Below are 21,287 nucleotides of genomic sequence, written 5' to 3'. Positions count from 1 at the left end.
ATATCGGCACTGCCCTGAGCTCGTTCAACCCCGTGACCGCTCCGATGTCCTGATCTTGTACATCAGGCGGCAACAGGCTCGCCCCGCTCTGCGTCTTGCGGAACGCCGCTCAGCCGCTGATTGCCCTCGATCCGCGCCTGAAACTCGGAACGCACGGCCTTGACCAGCCGCCGCGCCTGAGTCGCACCTATGCCCAACTGAGCACGAAGCGTGTCCGCCGAAATCGGCTTCTGGTGCGCGGCACGATGCGCAGCGTCCGCTTCCCGCGCCAACTCCAAGAGCTTCTCCGGCGAACGCCTCTGCCGTGTCAAGCGAGGCCCATCCTGGCCGGCTGTCTCGTCCAGTTTGGTCTCGCTGCCCGCCGGGCTGGCTTCCGGCTTCTCCTGCACGAGCACTTGCGGCTGCTCTTCAGCAGCCGCACCGCGCGTGGCCGTCGAGGAACTGCATTCACCGATCGCCTGTAGGAAGCTGGGGCCTACTTCAGCCCAGCCGATCAAGAGGAGCGGCCCGACGGCGTCGAAGGCTGCCTTTCCGTACTGACCTGCCACTACCGGGTCGGCCACGTTCAACGCCAACGTGACTACGCTCGCGAAGATCAGGAGTCGACGAGCCGGCCGCAGTATGTCCGCCGACGCGCCAGCGAGTGCCAGATGCCGGGTACCCAGCAGCAGACCAAGGATCGACAAATCGACCGCAGGTGCGACGAGCGGAGCGACCCAGACCGGGACTCCGAGCCGGAGGGCGAGGTTGAGGACGTTGCCGAAGCCGAACAGGAAGGTCAGGCCGACGACGGCGCCCATGATCACGGTGACGACGTGAACGATAGAAGCCCCGTCCGAGCCTGGTCGAGTTGGCATAGCTGCAGGTCGGCTCATCGAGTACCACCTGCTTCGACGCGCGGACGTCCATGGCTGTCTCGCGTGGGGATGCCGCGTTCACGCAGCTTGTTCAGCACGGTGGTGTGGTTGACCCCGAAGTGGTCGCCGACTCGCGCCAGCGACCAACCCAGCTTGTAGAGGTGGATGGCGTCGTCGACCTGCTCGGGCGAGAGGCCGCGGCGGCGCATCGGCACGCCGTGCCGGTGGAGGATGTTGCTGACCGTCCGCCGTTCGATGCCAAACCGGTCGCCGAGTTCGTACACCGTCGCGCCGGACTGGTAGTCGGCGATCAGTTGCTCGACTTGCTCGGAGCCGAGTTGCCGGGCCCGGCGCGGTCGGTCGGCCTTGATCGACGGCGGCTCGGGGGTATCGAGGCTGGGAAGCTTCTCACGGAGCTCTTCCAGCGCTCTGACCTGGTCTTTTATGTTCGAGTAAGGTCCCCTAACCTCCACCGACGTGTTTTGGACACGCGACGGCGAATTGAATCGATTTCGTTATGTGGAGCGAATCGATCAGTGCCTGGCCAGGGAGGCGCGACACAGGCTGGCCAGGTGGAACGTCGAGGTTGGCGCTATGCCTGCCCTGGGGCGGGGTCGGTACCCGCAGCCGGCGTTAGCTGTTGGGTCGTGGGATCGCCGGTGGTTGGCGCCGAGAAGTCAGAGGGAGGGGAGAGGTTTGCCGCCTTCGTTGCTGGCGGTCGCTTGAAAAGCGGCGCGCCATGCTGCGGTCAGATCATCGCGGCTGGCCTCGACAGCGGCTGCAGTGTTGCCGCCTGGCACGGCGACTCGGTCGATGATCTCGTCCAGGCACGCGCCTTCTGCTAGCAGCTGACTAGCGGCGATGAGGCTCTGCGTGACCAGTTGTTCGGCCAGATCGGGCGGCAATTGCGTGCCCCGCTCGAGCTGTGCGCGGACCATCGATCGCGCGGCGCTGGCCAGTAGCGCTGGGCCGCACGAGGCAAGGTCGGTGGCCGCGCGTCCCTGGCCTTCGGTGATCAAGAACGGTCGGGAAAACCGACGCAGCAGCGTGACCAGCTCGTCTACGGCGCGCTCGCCGAGGCCGGGGCCGGGCGTGAGCAGCGTTGCGCCGACACCGATTTCGTTGCCGACGCTGGGGATCAACTTGGCCACGGGACCGGGGACGGTGGCTGCCAAGGCGCGCAGTGGTAGCCCGTTGTTGATCGTGATGAGGACGTGTTGGTCTGTGAGACCAGGCCGGATATCGCCCAGCACGACTGGAAGGTCGGCGTTGCGCACACAGAGCACTATCAGCGTGGCCCGGTCGGCCAACTCGGCCAATGGCACGATCGTGATGGAGGGCACCGTCTCAGTGACGCGCGCGACGCTCGCTGCCGAACGGCCCGCCGCAAACAGGCAATCCGGCTCGACCGCTCTGCTGAAACCGACGGCCAGGGTCGACCCCATCCGGCCCAATCCAACAATGCCAACAGATCGTGTCGTCATGACCACGATCCTCTCAAGACTCCAGCATCAGCTGCTCGGCAACCTTGCAGGGGGGCGGCACCACGACTCGAGACGCCCGTCATTCGGCAAGTGGTGCGTGTGTTGTCCTGTGCCCGGCGGCGAGTGTAGTCGGGGTGTCCGTCGAGGTTGGTGCGGGCGCGGTCGTGCTCGACTACCGCACCCCGATCAAGTTCCAACTACGCTTCGAGAAGGACACCGTCCGCTGTCGGTCAGTTACCACGACCGGGACCCAAACGATGGGGTGGGCCAACGGCCTGGCGAAGCTCCGCTGGGGCTCGCGATGCCGGTGGTTGCGGTGCAAGGAAAGCTGTTAAAAGGGTGTCGGAGAGGTTTTGGGCGTTGGCCGCAGGTGTTGCCCACGAACGGGTTGTGACCGTCATCTTGGCGGGGACGGGAGCTCCGATGCAGTGTGGCGCGAAGGCGGCGAAGAACCGCTCGGGGTCGATCAATGTCTCCGGTGTGTGCACCCCAGGGCGACGGACAGATGGCAGTAGCAGTGCCGCGACAGCCAAAGGGGTGCTGGTGATTTCGGCCATTGTCAGGCCGGGAATCTGCGCCAGTGCGGTCGCCGATGTAGCCGGCCTGCCGTCGCGGACACCGCGGGCCACGGCGAACAGGGGCGGTGGGCCAGCGGCTCTGAAGATGTCGGCGAAACCGCTCGGTGTCGCGTGTCGGTGAAGGCTGCGATACGCGCCGCGCGGCGCGGCGTCAGAATGCGGCGGTTGATGCCGAATCGCAGCACGGACAGCGCCGCGCAGGTCATCCGATCTCCGACAGTGATATTGATGTTGTCGCGTAGGCCGGGGAAGGCTCGTTGCAGGGTGACGGCCTCGGGGTGCCCGAAGGTGCGGCCCTGGAACCGGCCAATACCTGGATAGTCCACGACAACCTTCTCGAGTGCTGGTCGCTCTGCGAACTGGCCGTCCTGAAGGATGCGGATCGTTCCGCTGAGCTGCCGCATCCCGTGCTCTATAGCTGCGCCGGGCTGGCTGGCGTGTGACGCAGTGGGCTGAGCGGCGACGGTCATGCTCCATCCCGTGGCTACGCTATCGACGGTATCGAGTTCACGGCCGGCGATCACGGCAAGGAGATTCGATACTCCTGGACTCGCCCCCATACCGACCAAGGCTGTGACCCCGGCAGTGCGGGCGCGATCGTCCAGAGCCAACATCTCCAGGGTTGGCTCCCAGTCATCGCAGATGTCGACATAGTCGCATGCGGCGTCCACCGCCGCTGACAAAATCGATGCTCCGAATCTGAAGAACGGCCCGACGGCGTTCACCACGAGGTCGCACTTACGTAGCGCCGCGCCCAACTCGCAACTGTCCGTGACATCCACACCCCGGCCGGTCACTTTGGGGCCCAGGGCTTGGGCCACCGACTCGGCTCGTCGGACATCGAGATCGCCGATGATCACTTCCTGAACCGCCCCGGAGGCGGCGAGGACCTGCGCCGCGACATGGCCCATCGCGCCCGCTCCACCTAGCACCAGTACTCGCACGGATCACGCTCCTGAGTTAATTTACCGATACGATAGTAAATATATTAGACCGGTCGGACAAGCACAGCGAGGTGATGGGTTGAGATGCTGGACAGGTCGCGCGGCAATCCGCTAAGTTCCACGCATCCGGCGCCTTGCCGGGTATCTCATCCATATCGTCAGCGCCAGGTAGGTCGGTGGAGCGCGTTGGCGTGTTCGTCGGTTGACGGGCACGGCAAGCACTCCCCCTTGGTTTGCTGCTGTGTTGCGGGACCGACGATGTCTCGAAAGGACACAGCATGACCGCCGACCTCCCCCTCCCTACCGACGACGAGTACGTCCCAGACGCCGAAGCCACCGCGAAAGCCGTGGTCGACAGTTTTTTCGACCACCTTGCAGCACATGTGCAGCACGACGCTGTTCCGGATGATTTCGTCCCCCGGATGCGCGCCGAACTTGCCGAATTGGAGTCCGCGAACGCCCATCGCGTCGTCGACCAGGCAGCCGCGGCCAATCTGAGGATGACACTGGCCGTGGTTGTGGCTGACCGGGCACTACGACCGCAGATCGGGCGCGAGGCGACCCTCGCAGCGTTGCGCGCCGCTTTCATCGAACCGCTCGCCGATATCGTCCATGACAGCACCAGGGCCATGCTCGATGCCGCCGAGGACCCCTTCGCCGCAATGGTCGCGTCGGCGAAGGCCCGCGAGAAACACACCTTCGGGGCGGGCTTCACCTTCGACCGTCGCGCCGACGATGACCAGCGCTACCACGTCGATGTCGTCCGCTGCTTCTACTACCAAGTGCTCGATGCGCATTCGGCAACCGACCTGGCACCACTGATGTGTGACTTCGATACCAATTGGATGGGTGCGATCGATCCCGCACAGCACGGATTCCGTTTCGAACGCGCCACTACGATCGGCTACGGCGGTGCACGTTGCCCCTTCTACTGGGACCGCGTCCAGAGTTGACCGAGCGGGCCAGGCGGTAGGTCTCAACACCAAGAAAATCATGCGGCCGCAGCATCTAATCCGATGCTGCGGCCGCCCCGTCGATCGGAGCGGCCAGATTCGCGAGAATGGCGCGCGCGGCTTCCCGTACCTGGTCCCGTCGCTGCGGATCGTCGAGCCCTTGTAGCTGGAACGCCCAGTGCGCTTCGAACAAGCATGCCAATACGTACGCCGCCGAGGTAATGTGGCGCGGCTCCGCCGAGGGATACTCCTCAGCCAACTGGCGTTCGATGTCCGGCAGCCACCGCTCGGTCCATAGCCTGCTCACCCGCTCACGCACAGTGGCGTCACGAGCCGCCAGCGCCACCAGTTCGCTCCACACGATCATGTCTTCGCGGCTGTGGTAGGCAGCTTCCTCGAACATTGCGTCGACCCGCGCGCTCAACGGTGCCGCCGGGTCGCGATGCATCATCGACAACCCGTAGGCGGAGATGACTTCGTTGACGAAGGCCTGTAGCAAACCCTCGCGGCTGCCGAAATAGTGCAGCACCAGGGAGCGCTGCATACCAGCGGCGGCCGCGACGTTCGATAATGTGGTATCGGCGAGTCCGTCTCGCGCTACCACTCCGGCCATTGCCCGCAGAATCGTCGCCATCCGCTCGCGAGCCTTACTCGGACGACCCACCTTGTTCACCATCGCCCCGCAATCATAGAAGCAGGCGCAGCGAGAACCCGTGGCGTGGATCCGGCCTGTCGGCTTGTCGTCGCCGGACTTGCCGCGACAAGCGAGATGCCCGACCGACTACACCCGGACACCGGCGGTGAGCGCGCCGACCGCGGCAACGGCGCCGAGGAACTCGGCCACCGCGAGACCATGGCCATGAGCCGCCGCCTCAAGCGAGCCCGGTTCGATCAGCAAGCCACCTTGGAGGAGTTCGACTTCGCCGCGCTGCGCTGGCTGCGCGGCGGCGAGTCCGTCGTGCTCTACGGCCCGGTCGGGGTCGGCAAACCCACATCTCCCAAGGGCTCGGGCACCTCGCGATCCGCCAGGGCGCCGAGGTCCGGTTCCTCAAGACCAGCCGACTGCTCGCCGACCTCGCCGGCGGACACGCCGACCGAACCTGGGACAAACGGCTACGCGAGCTCACCCGCCCCGACATCCTCGTCCTCGACGACTTCGGCATGCGGGAACTCACCACCACCCAGGCCGACGACCTCTACGAGCTGATCACCGAACGCGCCGGACGCTCCCTGATCCTGACCAGCAACCGCGCGCCGCAGGACTGGTATCCGCTCTTCCACGCCGAGACAACGGTCGAAGGGTGCCCTCGGTGACGGTTGCCTGTTCCAACTTCGGCCACCTGGCCCGCATGATGTTGAACGACAGCTCCTGCGCGGCCTGCTACGTGGGACGGAATGCTCGAAACCTCCAATCTTGAGTGGGACGAGCCCCCGCGAGGCTGGCGAGTGTCGCAGATGCCAGCGTCGGCGGCATCCAGGAAGGCCACGTCGGCTTCGGCATCTGTCTCCCGCTCACTGGAATATTCACCACCGGCGCGGTCACAGAGCCGTTGTACTCGCTCAGGTGTCGTCCTTCGTGTTCACCAAGATCGTGGTCGATGACCTCGACGCACAGGCCAGCTTCTATGCCGCGGTGTTCGGGCAGGTGGTGAGGCATCGGTTCAGCGGCGGCGAGGGCCTTCGGGCGTTCGAGGAGATTGTCATGGGCTCCGCGGCCGGTGACGGCCCGTCGCTGCTGCTGATCCACTACGCCGACGGTGCGACTCCGCACCCAGGTGAAGCCGTGCTCGGCTTCACCGTCGCCGATGTGGAGGAGACAGCCTGTGCCGCGCGAGCCGCGGGCGGCACCGTGCGGTCCGAGCCCCGGTCCATGCCCGCCGGCGGGATGAAGGTCGCGGAATTGGCGGACCCGGAGGGACATCTGCTGGAGATCGTCCAGCATCTGTGATTTGGAATGACCGCAGTGGCGGAACTACGGAAGAGGAATAGATGTTCGATCTGTCAGGCCGCAGCGCGCTGGTGACGGGTGCCGGTCAGAACGCCGGAGCGGGGATCGCCCGGGCGCTGGCCGCGCAGGGCGCCTCGGTGGTGGTGAACGACCTCGTAGCCGAGCGGGCCAAGACGGTGAGCGACGAGATCACTGCGTCCGGCGGGCGTGCCGTTCCGATCGCCTTCGACGTCACCGACCCGGACGCGGTCCGCGACGGCGTCGGCCAGGCACGTGCGGAGTTCGGGCGGCACATCGACATACTGGTCCACAACGCGGGTATTCCCGCCGACTTCGGGCAGGGCCAGTTCCGCACCCTCGACCCGGCCCGCTGGCGAGGACCAGTGGAAATCAACCTGTTCGGCGCGATGCACTGCCTGTCGGCCGTCCTTGATGAGATGTGCGAAGCGGGTTGGGGGCGCATCGTGCAGATTTCGTCCGGTTCCGCGCGCACGGGATCCGATCTGGGGCTCTCGCTGTACGGGGCGGCCAAGAGCGGGGTGGAGGGCTTCATCCGGCACATCTCCCAGGAGGTCGGCCCCTTCGGCGTCACCGTCAACACGCTGGCGCTCGGGCTTCAGACCAATGCCGCGGGCGACGCCACTGCCGCGATCGCGGCGCGAATCCCGACCCGGCGGCTCGGCACACCCGAGGACGTGGGGGCCGCGGTGGTCTATCTCGCCTCCGCCGAGGCGTCCTGGATGACGGGGCAGACCCTCAACCTCAACGGCGGCAGCGTGACAACCTAGGTCGGGCGACCGCGCCGGGGCGATCCTTCTCGGATGCGCGCCCGCAACACCGAATTCCACCTGGCGATATTCGGGCTGAGCGAGCTCAACCTGCTCGTCGGCGAGATCACCCGAATCTGAACCTGGGCCCTGCCGTGTCACTCGGTCTACCTCCACGACGAGGCCGGGCGGCCCCGGATCGTCGCCGGGCACCGGAAAATAGTGGCTGCCCTGCCCGATGGGGACCGGGACTGCCCGGTGGCCCTGATGGATGCCCCACCGCGCCGGGTCCGACGCACACCTGGATTTCATGCTGCACGCCGGCGCCGCGCCTCCGTCCGCAGGCTGACCGAGCAGGTCGTCCATTGACCGGAACATCTGAATCCAGTTTTGGATTCAACCTCCTACGGTGGTGAGAGACCTGATGAGGAGCACGGTTGACCACGACGATCGATCTCTCCGCCCACCGTCTGGAACCGGCGGCGGACACACTGCGGGCCGAGGTGCGGGACTTCCTCGCCGCCCAACGGGAAGCCGGGATGTTCGTGCCGCGGTGCGATGCTTGGATGACGGCGGCGGACCCGGCGTTCAGCAGGCTGCTCGGGGTGCGCGGCTGGCTGGGCATGACCCTGCCGCGTCAGTACGGCGGCCACGAGCGGTCTCCCTTGGACAGGTTTGTCGTCACCGAGGAACTCCTCGCGGCGGGCGCTCCGGTCGCCGCGCACTGGATCGCCGACCGCCAGATGGCGCCGTCGATCCTGCGTCACGGCAGCGAAGAACAGCGACGGCGATACCTGCCCGCGATCGCCCGCGGCGAGTGCTTTTTCGCCATCGGGATGAGTGAGCCCGACGCGGGGTCCGATCTGGCCGCGGTCCGGACGAGAGCCCGGCAGGTCGACGACGACTGGGAGATCACTGGGACGAAGCTGTGGACGACCGGAGCCCACTTCGCTCATGCGATCGTGGTACTTGCGCGTACGGACGGCACGCCGGCGGACCGGCACGCGGGCCTGTCCCAATTTGTCGTGGACCTCCCGGCTGACGGCGTGGAGATCCGGCCGATCGTGACCATCGACGGAGAACACCACTTCAACGAGGTGGTGTTCGACGGCGCCGTGGTTCCGAACAGCAGCCTGCTCGGTGAGCGTGGCGCGGGCTGGCGGCAGGTCACGACCGAACTCGCCTACGAGAGATCCGGTCCGGAACGGCTGCTGAGCACGGTCCCCCTTCTGCGGGCGTGGGCTGACCTGGTGCGCGAAGAGGGTGACTCGGTCGCGGTCCGGGAGCTGGGCAGGCTGACGGCCCGGGCCTGGACGCTGCGGCAGCTCTCGCTGTCGGTGGCGGCCGCGCTGGCCGACGGGCGCTCCCCTGACGTCGCGGCCGCGTTGGTGAAGGACATCGGCTCCCGCTTCGAAGGAGACGTGGTGGAAACCGTGCGGCGGCTGGCCCGGATGGAACCGCGGCGAGGCGCACCCGGACTGGCCGGGCTGCTCGCCGAAGGGATCCTGCATTCTCCGGCGTTCACGTTGCGGGGCGGCACGAACGAGATCCTCCGGTCGGTCGTGGCTCGCGGGCTGGGGGTCCGGTGACCGACGACCTGCGCGAGGAAATCTGCTCGGTCGTCAACGCGATGCTGAATGACTGCAGCCCCGAGGACGGCTTCGACCGTCTACTGTGGAAGAAGTTGACCGACGCGGGATTTCACCTCCTGGGCGTGCCCGAGGAAGCGGGCGGCAGCGGTGGCGGACTGCGGGAACTTGCTGCGGTGGTCGACCTGACCGCGTATCAAGCCGCCGCGGTGCCGGTCGCGGAGTCGGCGTTCCTGGCCGGCTGGTTGCTGTCGCAGGCCGGGCTCACGGTGCCGGACGGGCTCACAGTCGCGTCTCTCGATGAAGCCCGGACGGACGGCGTGTCTCATCTGTCCGGACGGGTGCGGGTGCCCTGGGGCCGGCATGCGGACCAGGTGGTGACCTTGGCCTGGCGCGGTGACGCGCTGCTGGTCGCCGTCGTACCGACCGCTGGGCTGTCGATCGAGTTCGCCGAGAACCTGGCCGGTGAGCCGCGGGACACGCTCGTGCTCGACGGTGTTGCGGTCACTCAAGCCGTGGTGGCGCCGCCCGATGTCGACGCGAACGTCTTGTTGCGGCGAGGTGCGCTGGCACGGTCGGTCCAGCTCGCCGGTGCGGCGCGGGCGGTTCTTGAATCGGTCCGTCGCCACGTCGGCGAGCGGGAGCAGTTTGGTCGTCCGCTGGCGCGTTTCCAGGCGGTGCAGCAGCATCTGGCCGCTCTCGCTGCCGAGACCGTCGCCATGCAGGTCAGTGCGGATGCCGCGGTGCTCGCGGTCGAAGCCGGGGATCCGGCCGCGTATGTCGCCGTCGCGGCGGCCAAGGCGACGACGTCGGCGAGCGCGCAGGTCGTCGCTGCGATCGGCCACCAGCTGCACGGTGCCCTCGGCTACGCGCAGGAACACCACCTCGGAACGGCGACGACCCGGCTGTGGTCCTGGCGTGAGGAGTTCGGGAGCGAGAGCCGGTGGCAGGACGAACTCGCCACGGGGGGCGGAGATGCGTGGTGGTCCCTGGTGACGGGCGGCGTGAAATGAGCGCGCTGCGGGGGCTGCGGGTCCTAGACCTGAGCCGGGTGCTGGCCGGGCCGTTCTGCGCGCAGATGCTCGCCGACCACGGCGCGGAGGTGATCAAGGTCGAGGCCCCGTCGGGCGACGAGACGCGCCGGTGGGGGCGGCTTACCACCGTGGCGAGCTGATCGTCGACGCGGTGGCCGGCGCCGACAGCGGCACCCTCTTTCCGATTTTCTCGGTCACCAAGGGTGTCACCGCGACGGCGGTGCATCTCCAGGCCGAGCGTGGCCTTATCGACCTGCAGGCGCCGATCGCGCGCTACTGGCCGAAATTCGGGCGCCGGGGTAAGGAGAAGGTCACCGTCGAGCACGCCCTCTCGCACCGTGCCGGCATCCCGCAGATGCCGGACGGCGTCACGCCGGAGCTCATGGCCGACTGGGACTGGATGATCAACCGCATCGCCGAGTTCACGCCGGTCTACGAGCCGGGCACCGCGAACGCCTATCACGTGTTGGTGTGGGGCTGGATCCTCGGCGAGGTGGTGCGCCACACCGATCCCGCCGGGCGGTCCTTCGACCGGTTCGTGGCCGAGGAGATCTGCGCGCCGCTCGGGGTCACCGATTTCCACCTCGGCGTTCCCGACGCCGACCTACCGCGAGTGACGAAGCTCCACGGCGGCAACGAATTCTCGATCATCGACGAGTACAACATCAGCCCGCGCGCGGTCTTCCCCGGCTCCGACGTGCACAACCAGCGCACGGTGCTGCAGGCGGTCGATCCCGGCGCCGGCGCGGTAGCCACGGCGGGAGCGGTGGCCCGGATCTTCGCGATGCTCGCCGAGGGCGGGACGCTCGACGGTGTCCGGCTGCTGTCCCCGGAGCGGGTCGCGACTTTCACCCGGCCGCGCGAGAACGCCCACGATCCGGACAAGGTGCTCCCGATCCCGGTCTGGTTCGGCGCCAACGGCTTCTGGCTCGGCGGTGAGGAAGGAGCGTCCGATCCGCTGGTCGGCGACCACCGCGAAGTCATCTACAGCCCCGGTGCCGGCGGCTCGCTCGCCTGGGCCGATCTGCGCGACCGCGTCGCCGTCGCGATCTGCCACAACGACATGGACACCCCGGCCGTCGTCGAGCCGGAACGGACGTTCGCGCCGGTCGTGCGGGCGATCCGCGAGATCGTGCGTGAGAGGGAGCGCCGATGAGTACGGCGAAGGAGCTGTTCGGCAGCGGCACTGCCGTCATCACCGGGGCCGGTGCGGGCATCGGCGCCGGGTTGGCGCGTTATGCGGCCCGGGAACTGGGCATGAAGGTCGTCCTGGCCGACGTGGACACGCCCGCGATCACCGCACTGCAGGCCGAGCTGCCGAACGCCGTCGCGGTGACGTGCGACGTGCGTGATCCGGACGCGCTCGAGCGGCTCGCCGGACAAGCCGGGCCGGTCACCCTCCTGGTGAACAACGCAGGTGTGGAGCAGTTCGGCTACCTCTGGGACACGCCGGTCGCGAACTGGGACCGCCTGCTCTCGATCAACATCAGCGGCGTCTTCCACGGCATCAGGGCATTCCTGCCGCGAATGCTGGCCGACTCGCGCCAGTCGTGGGTCTGGAACCTCTCCTCAGTCGGCGGCGTCAGCGCGAGCCCGCTGCAGGCGCCCTACATCATGAGCAAGCACGCCGTGCTGGCACTCACCGAATGCCTGCGGCAGGAAGTCGAACTCGCCGGGCACACCGACCACGTCCACGTGCAGGCCGTTCTGCCCGGGGCAGTGGCGTCGAACATCTTCGAATCCGCCGGCGCGGTCGACTCCGGTGACGTCACCGCGGCGGAGGACCACCGGGCCGCGATGCTCAAGATCAAAGAGCAGGCGATGGACCCTGTCGACGCAGCCGGCGTCTTCTTCGACCAAGCCGCCGCCGGCGAGTTCTACCTGACCTCCCAGGACTTCGTGCGGGACGCCATGGCGGCCAGAGCGGACGTACTGGTCCACCGACGAGCTCCCGTCCTGCCGCCGGGTGAACTCACCTTCCCCACCGACTGACCCCGGAGCGCACGATGCCCCTGCCCCCGCTGGACTCCGACGCCGCGGCCATCGCGAAGGCGACGGCCGACCTGCCGCCGATGCGCGCGCGGGGCATCGCCGCGATTCGCGAAGCCCTCGAAGCCGTCCCTCATCCGCCTGGGCTGCCCACGGTGGACATCGAGGACCGCGAGATCCCTGGCGGCATCCCGGTGCGGATCTACCGGCCGGCCGAGGACGAGCGGGCACCCGTGCTGGTGTACTTCCACGGCGGCGGCATGTGCATGGGCACGATCCACTCGTTCGAGCCCCTGGCCCGTCACCTGGCCGCCGCGAGCGGCGCCACCGTCGTGTCGGTCGGCTACCGCCTCGCGCCCGAGAACCCACCGCCGGCCCAGTTCGACGACGCCTACGCCGCCACGGCCTGGGTCGCCGAGAACGCGGACGAGCTGCGCGTTGACTCCGGACGGCTCGCGGTCGTCGGGGACAGCGCCGGTGGCACCCTCGCTGCCGCCGTCGCGCTCGCCGCACGGGACCGCGGCGGGCCCGCCATCGCTTGTCAGGTCCTGATGTACCCCGGCCTCGACCGCGACCTGGGCGCCCGATCCATCGTTGAGTACGCGGACGCGCCGATCCTCAGCCGCGATGACGTGCTGTACCTCAACGAGCTGGCCGACAATGGGCGTGGCTATCCGGGCAACGCCTACCGGATCCCCGCGTACGCGGCCGACCTCACCGGCCTGCCCCCGGCCATCGTCGCCACCGCCGAGTGCGACCCGATTCGCGACTGGGGCGAACGCTACGCACACCGCCTCCGCGACTCCGGCGTGCAGACCACCCTGACCCGCTATCCGGGCTCCTACCACGGGTTCGCGCTCCAGGCGGCCTACCTCGCCCGCGGGCGTCTGGCCATCGCCGAGACCGGTGCCCTGCTGCGCGCCAAGTTCGCCCACCCCCTCCCGTTCTGACCGTCAGGAGAGTCTCCGTGACCGACCCCTTCGCCGACGCCGTCGACATCGCCCCGCAGGAGCTGTCTCGCGGCTACACCTGGGCCGAATGCCCACGATGGCACGACGGCGCGTTCTGGTTCAGCGACATGTACGCCCACCGGATCCTGCGGCTCGACCCGACGGGAATTCCGGAAACCGTCGTCGACCTCTCGACGCGCACCTCGGTGAACGGCGCCGAGATCATCCCCGGCGGATTCGGCTGGCTGCCCGACGGCCGGCTCATCGCCACCTCGATGCACGAGCGCCTGGTCCTGGCATTCGACGGCGAGAGCCTCACCGAGTACGCCGACCTGCGCCCGCTGGCCACCGGCCCGATCAACGACATGGTCGTCGACGCCGACGGCCGCGCCTACGTCACCCAGCTTGGGTTCGAGCTGTTCGCCGGCGAATCCCCCAAGGACTCGGACCTGCTGGTCGTGGAACCGGACGGCGCCGCCCGTGCCGTGACCGAGCTGGGCGGCTTCGCCGGCGCCAACGGCATCGCCGTCAGCGGCGATGGGAGCCAGGTGTTCACCGCGGAGGCGTTCGCCAACCGGATCACCGTGCTCGACCGTGACGATCACGGTCGTCTCGGCAACCGCCGCATCTTCGCGGAGACGCCGTCCCTGCCCGACGGAATCTGCCTGGACGACGACGGTGGAGTCTGGGCCGGGATGCCTTCGGTCCCAGCGGTCGCCCGGATCACCGAGGGTGGCGCGGTCACCGACATCCTCCGGTTCGATGCCACGCGGGCGTTGCCCCCGGCGTGTGTCCTCGGCGGCCCGGACCGGCGCACTCTCTTCGTCTGCGCGGGCCTGGACGTCATGGACTTCGAGGAGTCGAGGCGCAACCGAAACGGCACGGTCTGGACTGCCGAGGTTCGCACGAGCGGCGGCGACAACCGCCCCTGAAGAACGGAAATCTCCCATGGACAGACTGTCCTTCAAAGGCCGCGTCGTCATCGTGACCGGCGCGGGCCGCGGCATCGGCCGTGCGCATGCGCTGCTCCTCGCTGAACGCGGGGCCTCTGTGGTCGTCGCCGACCTCGGCGCCCGCGTCGACGGGTCCGGAGTGGACGGTGATGATCCCGCCGCGGACGTCGTCGCCGAGATCCGGGCCGCCGGCGGCCGTGCGGTTGCCTCGCGAGCGGACATCTCCACCGAGGCCGGCGCGGTGGCGCTGGTCGACGCGACGATCGACAATTTCGGCAAGCTCCACGCGGTGGTGAACAACGCCGGGATCGTCCGCACCGCCCGTTTCGACGAGCTGAGCACCGCGGAGTACCAGCGTTACCTCGATGTCCACTTTTTCGGCTCCCTGCACGTGTGCCGGGCGGCATGGCCGCACCTGATCGCTTCGGGGACCGGGCGCGTGGTCAACACGGTCTCGGCCGCGATGCTGGGCACCCCGCTGATGACCCACTACGGCAGCTCCAAGGGCGCGGTGTTCTCGCTCACCCGCAACCTCGCCGTCGAAGGCGCCGAGCACGGCGTCCTCGTCAACGCCGTGGCGCCCGGAGCGGGCACGCGCATGGCGGAGAACGCGGCCGAGTCACTGTCCCCGGAGGTCATGGCCTACCTGCGCACACAGCTGCTGCCCGAGCACGTCGCACCGGTGGTGGCCTTCCTGGCCCACCCGGCCTGCCAGGTGACCGGCGAGGTCTTCAACGCCGCGGGCGGCGCGGTGAACCGCCTGGCCATGGTGACCACCACCGGGATCCACGACCCCGCCCTGACCGTCGAGACCGTGGCCGAGCGCTTCGACGAGGTCATGGCCATCACCCCCGAAGCGCAGCCGGCGACCGTAGCCGTCCCGCAGACCACCTGACTCCCGGAGGATCCGATGACCGAAACCACCACCGCCGGCACCGAGTTCCCGTTCGCGCCGTTGCCGCCGGCGGACGCCATCGAGCACCTCAAGCGGCTCATGGCCGACCGGCCGATGACCAAAACGACCATGCCCTACGGCGGCGACGTGTGGATCGTCCACCGCAACCAGGCCGCGCGGACGATCCTCGCCGACCGCCGGTTCGTCCGGGAACCGTTCCGGACCGGCGAGCGGATCGTGCCGTTCTTCGTGCCGTTTCCCGACTTCCTGCGCACGACGCTGCAGTTCGAGGACCCGCCCCAGCACACGAAGCTGCGCAAGCTGGTCCAGAAAGCTATTTCGCCCCGCCGGGTGCGGGACATGCGCGCCTCCGCCGTGGCTTTCGCGAACGAGCTGATCGACGGCATGATCGCCCGCGGCGGCGTCCGCAACCTCATCACCGAGTACTCCGTGCCGCTGCCCATCGAGATGCTCAGCTCCCTGCTCGGCGTGCCGTCGGCCGACCGGGAGAAGTTCGAGCGGTGGAGTTCCTCGACGATGGCGGTGGCCGGGAAGTCCGAGGACGAGGTCGCCACCGACCTGGCCGAGCTGTCGGCCTACATGACCGACCTGATCGCCCAGCGGCGCGAGGAGCCCCGTGACGACCTGCTCAGCGCACTGGCGCACGCCCGCGAGAAGGACGAGACGCTGACCGACGCGGAGATCCTGCCCATCGCGTTCATCCTGATCGTCGGCGGGTTCGACAACACCGCCAACTTCCTGACCACCGGGGTGATGTCGCTGCTGCACTCCGACGAGCAGCGGGAGCTGTTCCTGACCGACCCCGACGGCCTGGCCCCGACCGCCGCGGAGGAAGTCCTCCGGCACGGCGGGTTCGCGTTGGGCGGCCCGGTGGGCGGCGGGGGCGGGCTGGTGCCGTTCGTGGCGACCGAGGACGTCGTCGTGGACGGTCAGCTGATCGCCAAGGGGGAAGCCGTCAGCATCGATCCGGGTTCGGCCAACCACGACCCCGAGGCCATCGAGGACCCAGGCCGCTTCGACATAACCCGCAAGGACAACCCGCACCTGATGCTCAGCCACGGCCTGCACCACTGCCTCGGCGCGCCGCTGGCCCGCATGGAGATGCAGGTCGGTCTGGCCGAGATCTTCAAGCGCATCCCGACGCTGCGGCTGGCCGGCGAACCGGTCGTCCGCCGCGACGTGCTCACCCAGCCCATGACCGACCTCCCGATCGCCTGGTGAATCCCGTGCCCAAGGTCTTCTACATCCAGCCGGACGGCTCCGAGACCGTCGTCGAAGCCGTCGCCGGGGATTCGGTCATGCAGACCGCGGTCCGCAACGGCGTCAGCGGCATCGTCGGTCAGTGCGGCGGGTCGCTCTCGTGCGCCACCTGCCACGTCTTCCTCGCCGAAGAGAACGCCGACGATTTCGCACCGGTCAGCGAGGACGAGGACGAGATGCTCGACTGCGCGGCCACCGAACGCGAGGACAACTCTCGGCTCTCCTGCCAGCTCGTTCTCGCCGACGGCCAGGAAGTCCGGGTGACCGTCCCGGAAGCGCAGCTGTGAGCGGTCGGCTACTCGTGGTCGGCGCGGGCCAGGCGGGCGTGGAGGTCGCGAGCAGCGCGCGGGGACTCGGCTGGGACGGGCCGATCACGCTGATCGGCCAAGAGCCGCACGCGCCTTACGCACGTCCACCGCTGTCGAAGGCGTTCCTCAAGGGCGAAGCCTCGCTCGAGTCTCTGGCGCTGCGCAGCGTGGCCTTCTACGCCGAGCAGCGGATCGACCTGGTGCTGGACGAACAGGTCGCTCACCTGAACCTGACCGGCGAAGAGGCGGTCTCCGCTTCGGGACGGCGCTGGCCGTTCGACCGTCTCGTACTGGCCACCGGAGCGCAACCGCGACCGCTGCCGATCGACGGTGCCGACCTCGACGGCGTCCTGATGCTGCGCGACGTCCGGGACGCCGGGATCCTCGCGCAGCGCCTGGCGACGGTCACCGATCTCGTCGTGATCGGCGGCGGGTTCGTCGGTCTCGAGGTGGCCGCGACCGCGACCGCGGCTGGCGTGCGGACCAGCGTGGTGGAGGCGGCGCCCGCGTTGATGAACCGGGTGGTCAGTGCTGCCACGGCCGGCTTCGTCGAGGCTGCGCACCTTGCGGCCGGAGCGCGGGTCTTCACCGGGGTGCGACCCCACCGGCTGCACGGTGAGGGTGGTGCGGTCAGTGCGGTCGTACTGGAGGATGGCCGGGAACTGCCCGCCCAGCTTGTTCTCGTCGGCGTGGGCGCACGTCCCCGCGACGAACTCGCCCGCGCCGCCGGTCTCCGCTGTGACGACGGGATCATCGTCGACGAGCATTCGTTCGCCTCCGACGGCCGCACCCTGGCCGTGGGCGACTGCGCGAACCTGCCCGATCCGTCCCCGGCGCCGGAACCCGCACCGCGCCTGCGGCTGGAGAGCGTCGACAACGCCGTCGAGCAGGCCAAGGTCGCCGCGGCCACGCTCGTCGGTGCGCCGCGGCCATATCGCGGCGTGCCGTGGTTCTGGTCCGATCAGGGGGCGCTCAAGCTCCAGATCGCCGGGCTGGCCCGCGCGGACGACGACATCGTGATCCGGCCGGACGCCCGGCCCGGGAGGATGACCGTCCTGCGGTACCGCAGTGCCCACCTGGTCGCCGCCGAGTGTGTCAACAACCCCGCCGACTTCCTGGTCCTGCGCAAGGCACTCGGCGCGGGAGTCTCGTTGCCGCGGGAGAAGGCCGAGGACACGAGCCTGTCGCTGAAGAGGTACTTGCAGGTGGCTCCAGCCTGATCCGAGCTTCAACGTCCGAAGCACCCATCACAGGATTTGAGGTCAGCAGTGCCCGAACCCCGCAATATCAGCGACCTGCCCTACTTTTCCCACCTGCAAGCGGCGGAGAGCGCCCCGGTGCAGGGGGAACAGTTCGACACTGCCCTGTTCCAGGATGTTTCGTTCGAGGGCGTCCAGGCCGGCGGTTCGAGTTTCCTGGAGTCCGCGTTCACGGGCGTCGACTTCGATCGCGCCCAGTTGCGGCGAGGCCGGTTCAACGACGTGTGGATCGACAACTGCCGGATGAACAGCGCTGATTTCGCCCAGACGAGCTGGCTCGATGTCGAGTTTGGGACGACAGTCTTCGCCGGGACCGCGCTGTTCGACTCGGCGATGAGCCGAGTCGGCTTCTTCGGCTGCAAATTGGTGGGAACCAACCTGCGGAACGCCGAGCTCCGCAATGTCACGTTCACCAATTGCGTCATGCAGGATGTTGATTTCGCGGATGCGGTGCTGACCAATGTTTCCTTCCCCGGCTCGCGGATTTCCTCGCTCCACCTGGACGGAATGAAAGCCGAGAACGTGGATCTGCGCGGCGCGTCCGAGGTCGACATTCAGAGTGGTTACGACTCGCTGGCGGGCGTGCGGATCAACAACGTCCAGCTGCTGCAACTGGCTCCCGCGTTCGCCCAGGCCCTCGGCCTGATATTGGACGACTGAAAGATCTTCCTGAAGTACCAGCTGAACGAGGGGAATCGCGCTGTCGTCGACCGGGGAGTACGCGCCGAGCCCAGCGTCCTGGATCGCCGAGCAGGTCGAACGTTACGAACGCACCGGCGGCACGGAGTCCTGGCTGATCCTCACGTCGCGTTGCAGGACGGCGCGATCGTCGGACAGTACGTCGCGCGCCGTGCCGAGGGTGAGGAACGCGACGCGTGGTGGGCCGGGCCTGTGGAGACCTGGCCCGACTACGACTCCTATCAGGACAAGACCGATCGCGAGATCCCGGTTGTCGTCCTCGAGCCCCGTCGGCCCGGTGCCTGACCGTGACCAGGATTGCGCAGACCTTCACCGTCGCAGCGTGGCTGGGCCGGGACCGCCTAAGGTTTGTCAGCTCTTTCCCTTGTCGCCGATAGCGGCTACGAGGTCGGCCTTCAGTTCGGCCGGTGTTGCCGGGAAGTACCCGAGCACGGTGTTGAGCGAGACACCCGGGGTGCTGCCGTCGATCGGGATGCCGGGAAGGTGCTTGCCGAACACGGCGGTGACCGCGCGCCAGACCTCCGGATCGTCAGCCAGTGTCCGAAGTGGAGTGTCCAAGGTGTACTCGCGCTGCTGCGCTCGAGGCAGGTCGTATTCCCAGCAGTGATCGCCTCCGGTGATCTCCTCGGCCAGTCCGCCCGCGTGCAGCGGCAGCTCGACGGTCGCCGCCGTTCCCTCGGGGATGGTGACCTCCAGGCGCAGGCGGCCGTCCGCGATGCGCCAGGTGACGACGACCCGGCCGTGGACCGTGTCGTGCGTGAGCGTGGCGTGGGTGAGGCCGCCGCCCGGACGAGGCGCGATGCGCATGGTGCGGTAGCCGGGCTCGATCGGGGAGAGGCCGCCAACGACGCGGTGCATCCAGTTCGCCACCGCCCCGAGTGCGTAGTGGTTGTGCGAGCCCAGCCCGGACGGGTGGAGGGTGCCGTCCGGGCGGATGGCGTCCCAGCGTTCCCAGATCGTGGTGGCGCTCATGGTGACCGGGTACAGGAACGAGGGGCAGCCGGTTTCGAGGAGGACCAGGTATGCCTCGTCGAGGTGATCGGTGCGGCTCAGCGCTTCGCACACGTACGGGGTACCAGCGAATCCGGTGGAGATCCGGTAGCCGGCCTTGGCGACCAGCTGCGCGAGCTGGTGACCGGCATGGCTTTCCTGAGCAGGATCAAGGGTGCCGAAGCAGATCGCGAGCGCGTATGCGGTGACTGTCTCGCCGCTGACACGGCCGGCGGCCGTGACGTACTCGCGGCGGAACGCGGCTCGCACCCGCTTGGCGAGCGCGGTGAAGTGGCGGGCGTCCCCGTCCTTCCCGAGTACCGCTGAGGTGTCGGCCATTTCCCGGGTCACCCGGCACAGGAAAGCCGCGGCGACGAGGTACCGGTCGGTCTTGCCGCCGGCGGGATTGTCGTCCGGCGCGTCGGGGTCGAGCCAGTCGCCGAATTGGTACCCGGTGCTCCACAGGCCGTTCTCGTCGAGCCGTCCCTCGACGTCCCGGACGAACATCGCCATGGAGTCGTACTGGCGGCGCAGGACCTCCTCGTCGCCGTACTCACGGTAGAGGGCCCACGGCACGCTGACCGCGGCATCGCTCCACAACGCGGTCGGGGGCGACGGTGTTGACAGCACGTCCGGGACCACCATGGGCACGTAACTCTTGTCCCGTTGCTCGGCGGCCAGATCCGCGAGCCAAGAACCGAGAACGCCCCGCACGTCGTACAGGAACGCCGCGGTGGGAGCGAACGCGTTGAGGTCTCCGGTCCAGCCGAGCCGTTCGTCACGCTGAGGGCAGTCGGTCGGCACGCCGACGAAGTTGCCGCGCATCGACCAGACGACGTTGGTGTGCAGGCGGTTGAGCAGTTCGTGCGAGGAGCTGAACCAGCCGGTGCGCGCCATGTCGCTGTGCACCACCACGGCCCGGATTTCGTCGTATGGCCCATCGACCTCGGCGTAGCGGAAGCCGTGGAAGGTGAACCGGGGCTCCCAGGTTTCCCGGCCGCCACGGCAGGTGTACTGGTCGGTTGCGGCCGCGGTGCGCAGCGTCGACGTGTCCAGTTCGCCGCCGGTGAGGACTTCCGCGTGCCGGAGGGTGATCGTCGCTCCAGCAGGGCCAGAGGTGGAGATCCGGACCCAGCCGACGAGGTTCTGTCCGAAGTCGACGATCGTCTTCCCGGACGGGCTCGTGGTCACAGAGATCGGGGCGAGCTCCTCGATCCGCCGGATCGGTGGCGCGCCCGTGGCGACCAGGGTGCCGCGGTCCCACTCGAACAGCGCGGCCGGCGTCCAGTGGCGGTCGTCGAACCCGGGCAGGTTCCAGCCCTCGGGCTCGAGCCGCGCGTCGTAGGTTTCGCCGTCGAGCAGATCCCCGGCGAGCACCGCGCCGGTCCCGTAGCGGAATCCCTCCGCCGTGCTCACAACCTCGGTACGGTCGCCGTAGTCGAGTTCGAGCTGGAGGAACAGCGCAGGCCGGTCGGTGTAGTGGTTGCGCCGGCCCTCGTACCCGATCCGGCCCACTGCCCAGCCGTCCCCGACGATCGCGCCGACCGCGTTCGCGCCTTCGCGTACCAGGTCCGTGACGTCGTGCCGGCTCACGTGCAGGCGGTGGCGGTAAGACGTCCAGCCCGGTGCGAGCACCTCGTCGCCCACGCGGACGCCGTTGAGGTAGGGCTCGACGATGCCGAGCCCGGTGACGTTCAGCGTCGCGCGTCGGGGTTCTGCGGCGGTGAACTCGCGTCGGAAGTACGGCGCCGCGCTGTCCGGCGCCGCAGGCGCGACGAAGGTGGTCTTCCGGGGATGCTCCACGAGTTT

22 protein-coding genes and 1 pseudogene are annotated in these 21,287 nt (G+C 68.4%); 17 read left to right on the top strand and 6 right to left on the bottom strand.

Annotated elements, in window-relative coordinates; genetic code table 11:
• Positions 1 to 62: 62 nt before the first annotated feature.
• The 4 genes from A4R43_RS24665 to A4R43_RS24650 form a co-directional block, all read right to left on the bottom strand.
• Positions 63 to 857, bottom strand: a complete 795-nt coding sequence (locus A4R43_RS24665; protein ID WP_418190853.1) for an MATE family efflux transporter — start codon at positions 855 to 857, stop codon at positions 63 to 65.
• Positions 858 to 871: 14 nt separating this feature from the next.
• Entirely contained in the window at positions 872 to 1,330 is a 459-nt protein-coding gene (locus tag A4R43_RS24660; RefSeq protein ID WP_113694510.1) for a helix-turn-helix domain-containing protein, read from the bottom strand.
• Positions 1,331 to 1,534: 204 nt separating this feature from the next.
• A complete protein-coding gene (locus tag A4R43_RS24655; RefSeq protein WP_113694509.1) occupies positions 1,535 to 2,341 on the bottom strand; it encodes a pyrroline-5-carboxylate reductase family protein in 807 nt (268 codons plus the stop codon).
• Positions 2,342 to 2,900: 559 nt separating this feature from the next.
• Entirely contained in the window at positions 2,901 to 3,830 is a 930-nt protein-coding gene (locus A4R43_RS24650) for a saccharopine dehydrogenase family protein (protein WP_113694508.1), read from the bottom strand.
• Between the two features lie 311 nt (positions 3,831 to 4,141).
• Here A4R43_RS24650 and A4R43_RS24645 point away from each other — a divergent pair, with 311 nt between their 5' ends.
• A complete protein-coding gene (locus A4R43_RS24645; RefSeq protein WP_113694507.1) occupies positions 4,142 to 4,816 on the top strand; it encodes an L-2-amino-thiazoline-4-carboxylic acid hydrolase in 675 nt (224 codons plus the stop codon).
• Between the two features lie 55 nt (positions 4,817 to 4,871).
• Here A4R43_RS24645 and A4R43_RS24640 read toward each other — a convergent pair whose 3' ends face one another.
• Positions 4,872 to 5,492 (bottom strand): TetR/AcrR family transcriptional regulator, encoded by a 621-nt coding sequence (locus tag A4R43_RS24640; RefSeq protein WP_113694506.1) that lies wholly within the window; start codon positions 5,490 to 5,492, stop codon positions 4,872 to 4,874.
• Between the two features lie 257 nt (positions 5,493 to 5,749).
• On the opposite strand from A4R43_RS24640, the gene A4R43_RS44545 reads away from it, so the two are divergent.
• The 16 genes and pseudogenes from A4R43_RS44545 (at position 5,750) to A4R43_RS44135 (ending at position 18,773) form a co-directional block, all read left to right on the top strand.
• Complete coding sequence (locus A4R43_RS44545) at positions 5,750 to 6,130, top strand: ATP-binding protein (protein ID WP_335645171.1); 381 nt, start codon at positions 5,750 to 5,752, stop codon at positions 6,128 to 6,130.
• Between the two features lie 262 nt (positions 6,131 to 6,392).
• Positions 6,393 to 6,764: a VOC family protein gene (locus A4R43_RS24630; RefSeq protein ID WP_236808237.1), complete on the top strand. Its 372-nt coding sequence runs from the start codon at positions 6,393 to 6,395 to the stop codon at positions 6,762 to 6,764.
• Positions 6,765 to 6,805: 41 nt separating this feature from the next.
• Positions 6,806 to 7,552, top strand: coding sequence for an SDR family NAD(P)-dependent oxidoreductase (locus tag A4R43_RS24625; protein ID WP_113694504.1), 747 nt, complete (start codon positions 6,806 to 6,808; stop codon positions 7,550 to 7,552).
• A gap of 416 nt (positions 7,553 to 7,968) precedes the next feature.
• A complete protein-coding gene (locus A4R43_RS24620; protein WP_113694503.1) occupies positions 7,969 to 9,120 on the top strand; it encodes an acyl-CoA dehydrogenase family protein in 1,152 nt (383 codons plus the stop codon).
• Positions 9,117 to 10,133: an acyl-CoA dehydrogenase family protein gene (locus A4R43_RS24615; protein ID WP_113694502.1), complete on the top strand. Its 1,017-nt coding sequence runs from the start codon at positions 9,117 to 9,119 to the stop codon at positions 10,131 to 10,133. The genes A4R43_RS24620 and A4R43_RS24615 overlap by 4 nt, the downstream gene beginning before the upstream one ends.
• Positions 10,130 to 10,270, top strand: a pseudogene (locus A4R43_RS24610) (CoA transferase); the annotation flags it as partial. The gene A4R43_RS24615 and the pseudogene A4R43_RS24610, both read left to right, overlap by 4 nt.
• A 35-nt stretch (positions 10,271 to 10,305) precedes the next feature.
• Positions 10,306 to 11,310, top strand: coding sequence for a serine hydrolase domain-containing protein (locus A4R43_RS24605; RefSeq protein WP_162788581.1), 1,005 nt, complete (start codon positions 10,306 to 10,308; stop codon positions 11,308 to 11,310).
• Positions 11,307 to 12,146, top strand: coding sequence for an SDR family NAD(P)-dependent oxidoreductase (locus tag A4R43_RS24600; protein WP_113694500.1), 840 nt, complete (start codon positions 11,307 to 11,309; stop codon positions 12,144 to 12,146). Before A4R43_RS24605 ends, A4R43_RS24600 begins: the two co-directional genes overlap by 4 nt.
• Before the next feature lie 14 nt (positions 12,147 to 12,160).
• Positions 12,161 to 13,093 carry an alpha/beta hydrolase gene (locus A4R43_RS24595; RefSeq protein ID WP_113694499.1) on the top strand — a complete coding sequence of 311 codons (933 nt, stop codon included), beginning with the start codon at positions 12,161 to 12,163 and terminating at the stop codon, positions 13,091 to 13,093.
• Between the two features lie 17 nt (positions 13,094 to 13,110).
• Complete coding sequence (locus A4R43_RS24590; RefSeq protein ID WP_113694498.1) at positions 13,111 to 14,025, top strand: SMP-30/gluconolactonase/LRE family protein; 915 nt, start codon at positions 13,111 to 13,113, stop codon at positions 14,023 to 14,025.
• 16 nt (positions 14,026 to 14,041) lie between these two features.
• The gene (locus A4R43_RS24585; protein ID WP_113694497.1) at positions 14,042 to 14,941 is read left to right on the top strand and encodes an SDR family NAD(P)-dependent oxidoreductase; all 900 of its coding nucleotides are present in this window, start codon (positions 14,042 to 14,044) and stop codon (positions 14,939 to 14,941) included.
• A gap of 15 nt (positions 14,942 to 14,956) precedes the next feature.
• On the top strand, positions 14,957 to 16,183 hold the full coding sequence (locus tag A4R43_RS24580; protein WP_113694496.1) for a cytochrome P450: 1,227 nt from the start codon (positions 14,957 to 14,959) through the stop codon (positions 16,181 to 16,183).
• A gap of 5 nt (positions 16,184 to 16,188) precedes the next feature.
• The gene (locus tag A4R43_RS24575; RefSeq protein ID WP_113697857.1) at positions 16,189 to 16,509 is read left to right on the top strand and encodes a 2Fe-2S iron-sulfur cluster-binding protein; all 321 of its coding nucleotides are present in this window, start codon (positions 16,189 to 16,191) and stop codon (positions 16,507 to 16,509) included.
• A complete protein-coding gene (locus A4R43_RS24570; protein WP_113694495.1) occupies positions 16,506 to 17,750 on the top strand; it encodes an NAD(P)/FAD-dependent oxidoreductase in 1,245 nt (414 codons plus the stop codon). The genes A4R43_RS24575 and A4R43_RS24570 overlap by 4 nt, the downstream gene beginning before the upstream one ends.
• A 48-nt stretch (positions 17,751 to 17,798) precedes the next feature.
• On the top strand, positions 17,799 to 18,449 hold the full coding sequence (locus tag A4R43_RS24565) for a pentapeptide repeat-containing protein (RefSeq protein WP_113694494.1): 651 nt from the start codon (positions 17,799 to 17,801) through the stop codon (positions 18,447 to 18,449).
• Between the two features lie 150 nt (positions 18,450 to 18,599).
• Entirely contained in the window at positions 18,600 to 18,773 is a 174-nt protein-coding gene (locus A4R43_RS44135; RefSeq protein ID WP_236808235.1) for a nitroreductase/quinone reductase family protein, read from the top strand.
• 66 nt (positions 18,774 to 18,839) lie between these two features.
• On the opposite strand, the gene A4R43_RS24555 is transcribed toward A4R43_RS44135, so the two are convergent.
• On the bottom strand, positions 18,840 to 21,281 hold the full coding sequence (locus tag A4R43_RS24555; RefSeq protein ID WP_113694493.1) for a glycoside hydrolase family 78 protein: 2,442 nt from the start codon (positions 21,279 to 21,281) through the stop codon (positions 18,840 to 18,842).
• Positions 21,282 to 21,287: the final 6 nt, after the last annotated feature.

The sequence above is a fragment of the Amycolatopsis albispora genome (assembly GCF_003312875.1).
Lineage (GTDB): Bacteria > Actinomycetota > Actinomycetes > Mycobacteriales > Pseudonocardiaceae > Amycolatopsis > Amycolatopsis albispora.
This window is presented reverse-complemented; position numbering and strand designations above follow the sequence as displayed.

Bases quoted from the DNA above. Each gene is read 5' to 3' on its own strand.
- A4R43_RS24665 (WP_418190853.1), bottom strand. From the start codon at position 857: ATGCCAACTCGACCAGGCTCGGACGGGGCTTCTATCGTTCACGTCGTC.
- A4R43_RS24655 (WP_113694509.1), bottom strand. From the start codon at position 2,341: ATGACGACACGATCTGTTGGCATTGTTGGATTGGGCCGGATGGGGTCG.
- A4R43_RS24650 (WP_113694508.1), bottom strand. From the start codon at position 3,830: ATGGGCCATGTCGCGGCGCAGGTCCTCGCCGCCTCCGGGGCGGTTCAG.
- A4R43_RS24645 (WP_113694507.1), top strand. From the start codon at position 4,142: ATGACCGCCGACCTCCCCCTCCCTACCGACGACGAGTACGTCCCAGAC.
- A4R43_RS24640 (WP_113694506.1), bottom strand. From the start codon at position 5,492: ATGGTGAACAAGGTGGGTCGTCCGAGTAAGGCTCGCGAGCGGATGGCG.
- A4R43_RS24625 (WP_113694504.1), top strand. From the start codon at position 6,806: ATGTTCGATCTGTCAGGCCGCAGCGCGCTGGTGACGGGTGCCGGTCAG.
- A4R43_RS24600 (WP_113694500.1), top strand. From the start codon at position 11,307: ATGAGTACGGCGAAGGAGCTGTTCGGCAGCGGCACTGCCGTCATCACC.
- A4R43_RS24595 (WP_113694499.1), top strand. From the start codon at position 12,161: ATGCCCCTGCCCCCGCTGGACTCCGACGCCGCGGCCATCGCGAAGGCG.
- A4R43_RS24585 (WP_113694497.1), top strand. From the start codon at position 14,042: ATGGACAGACTGTCCTTCAAAGGCCGCGTCGTCATCGTGACCGGCGCG.
- A4R43_RS24580 (WP_113694496.1), top strand. From the start codon at position 14,957: ATGACCGAAACCACCACCGCCGGCACCGAGTTCCCGTTCGCGCCGTTG.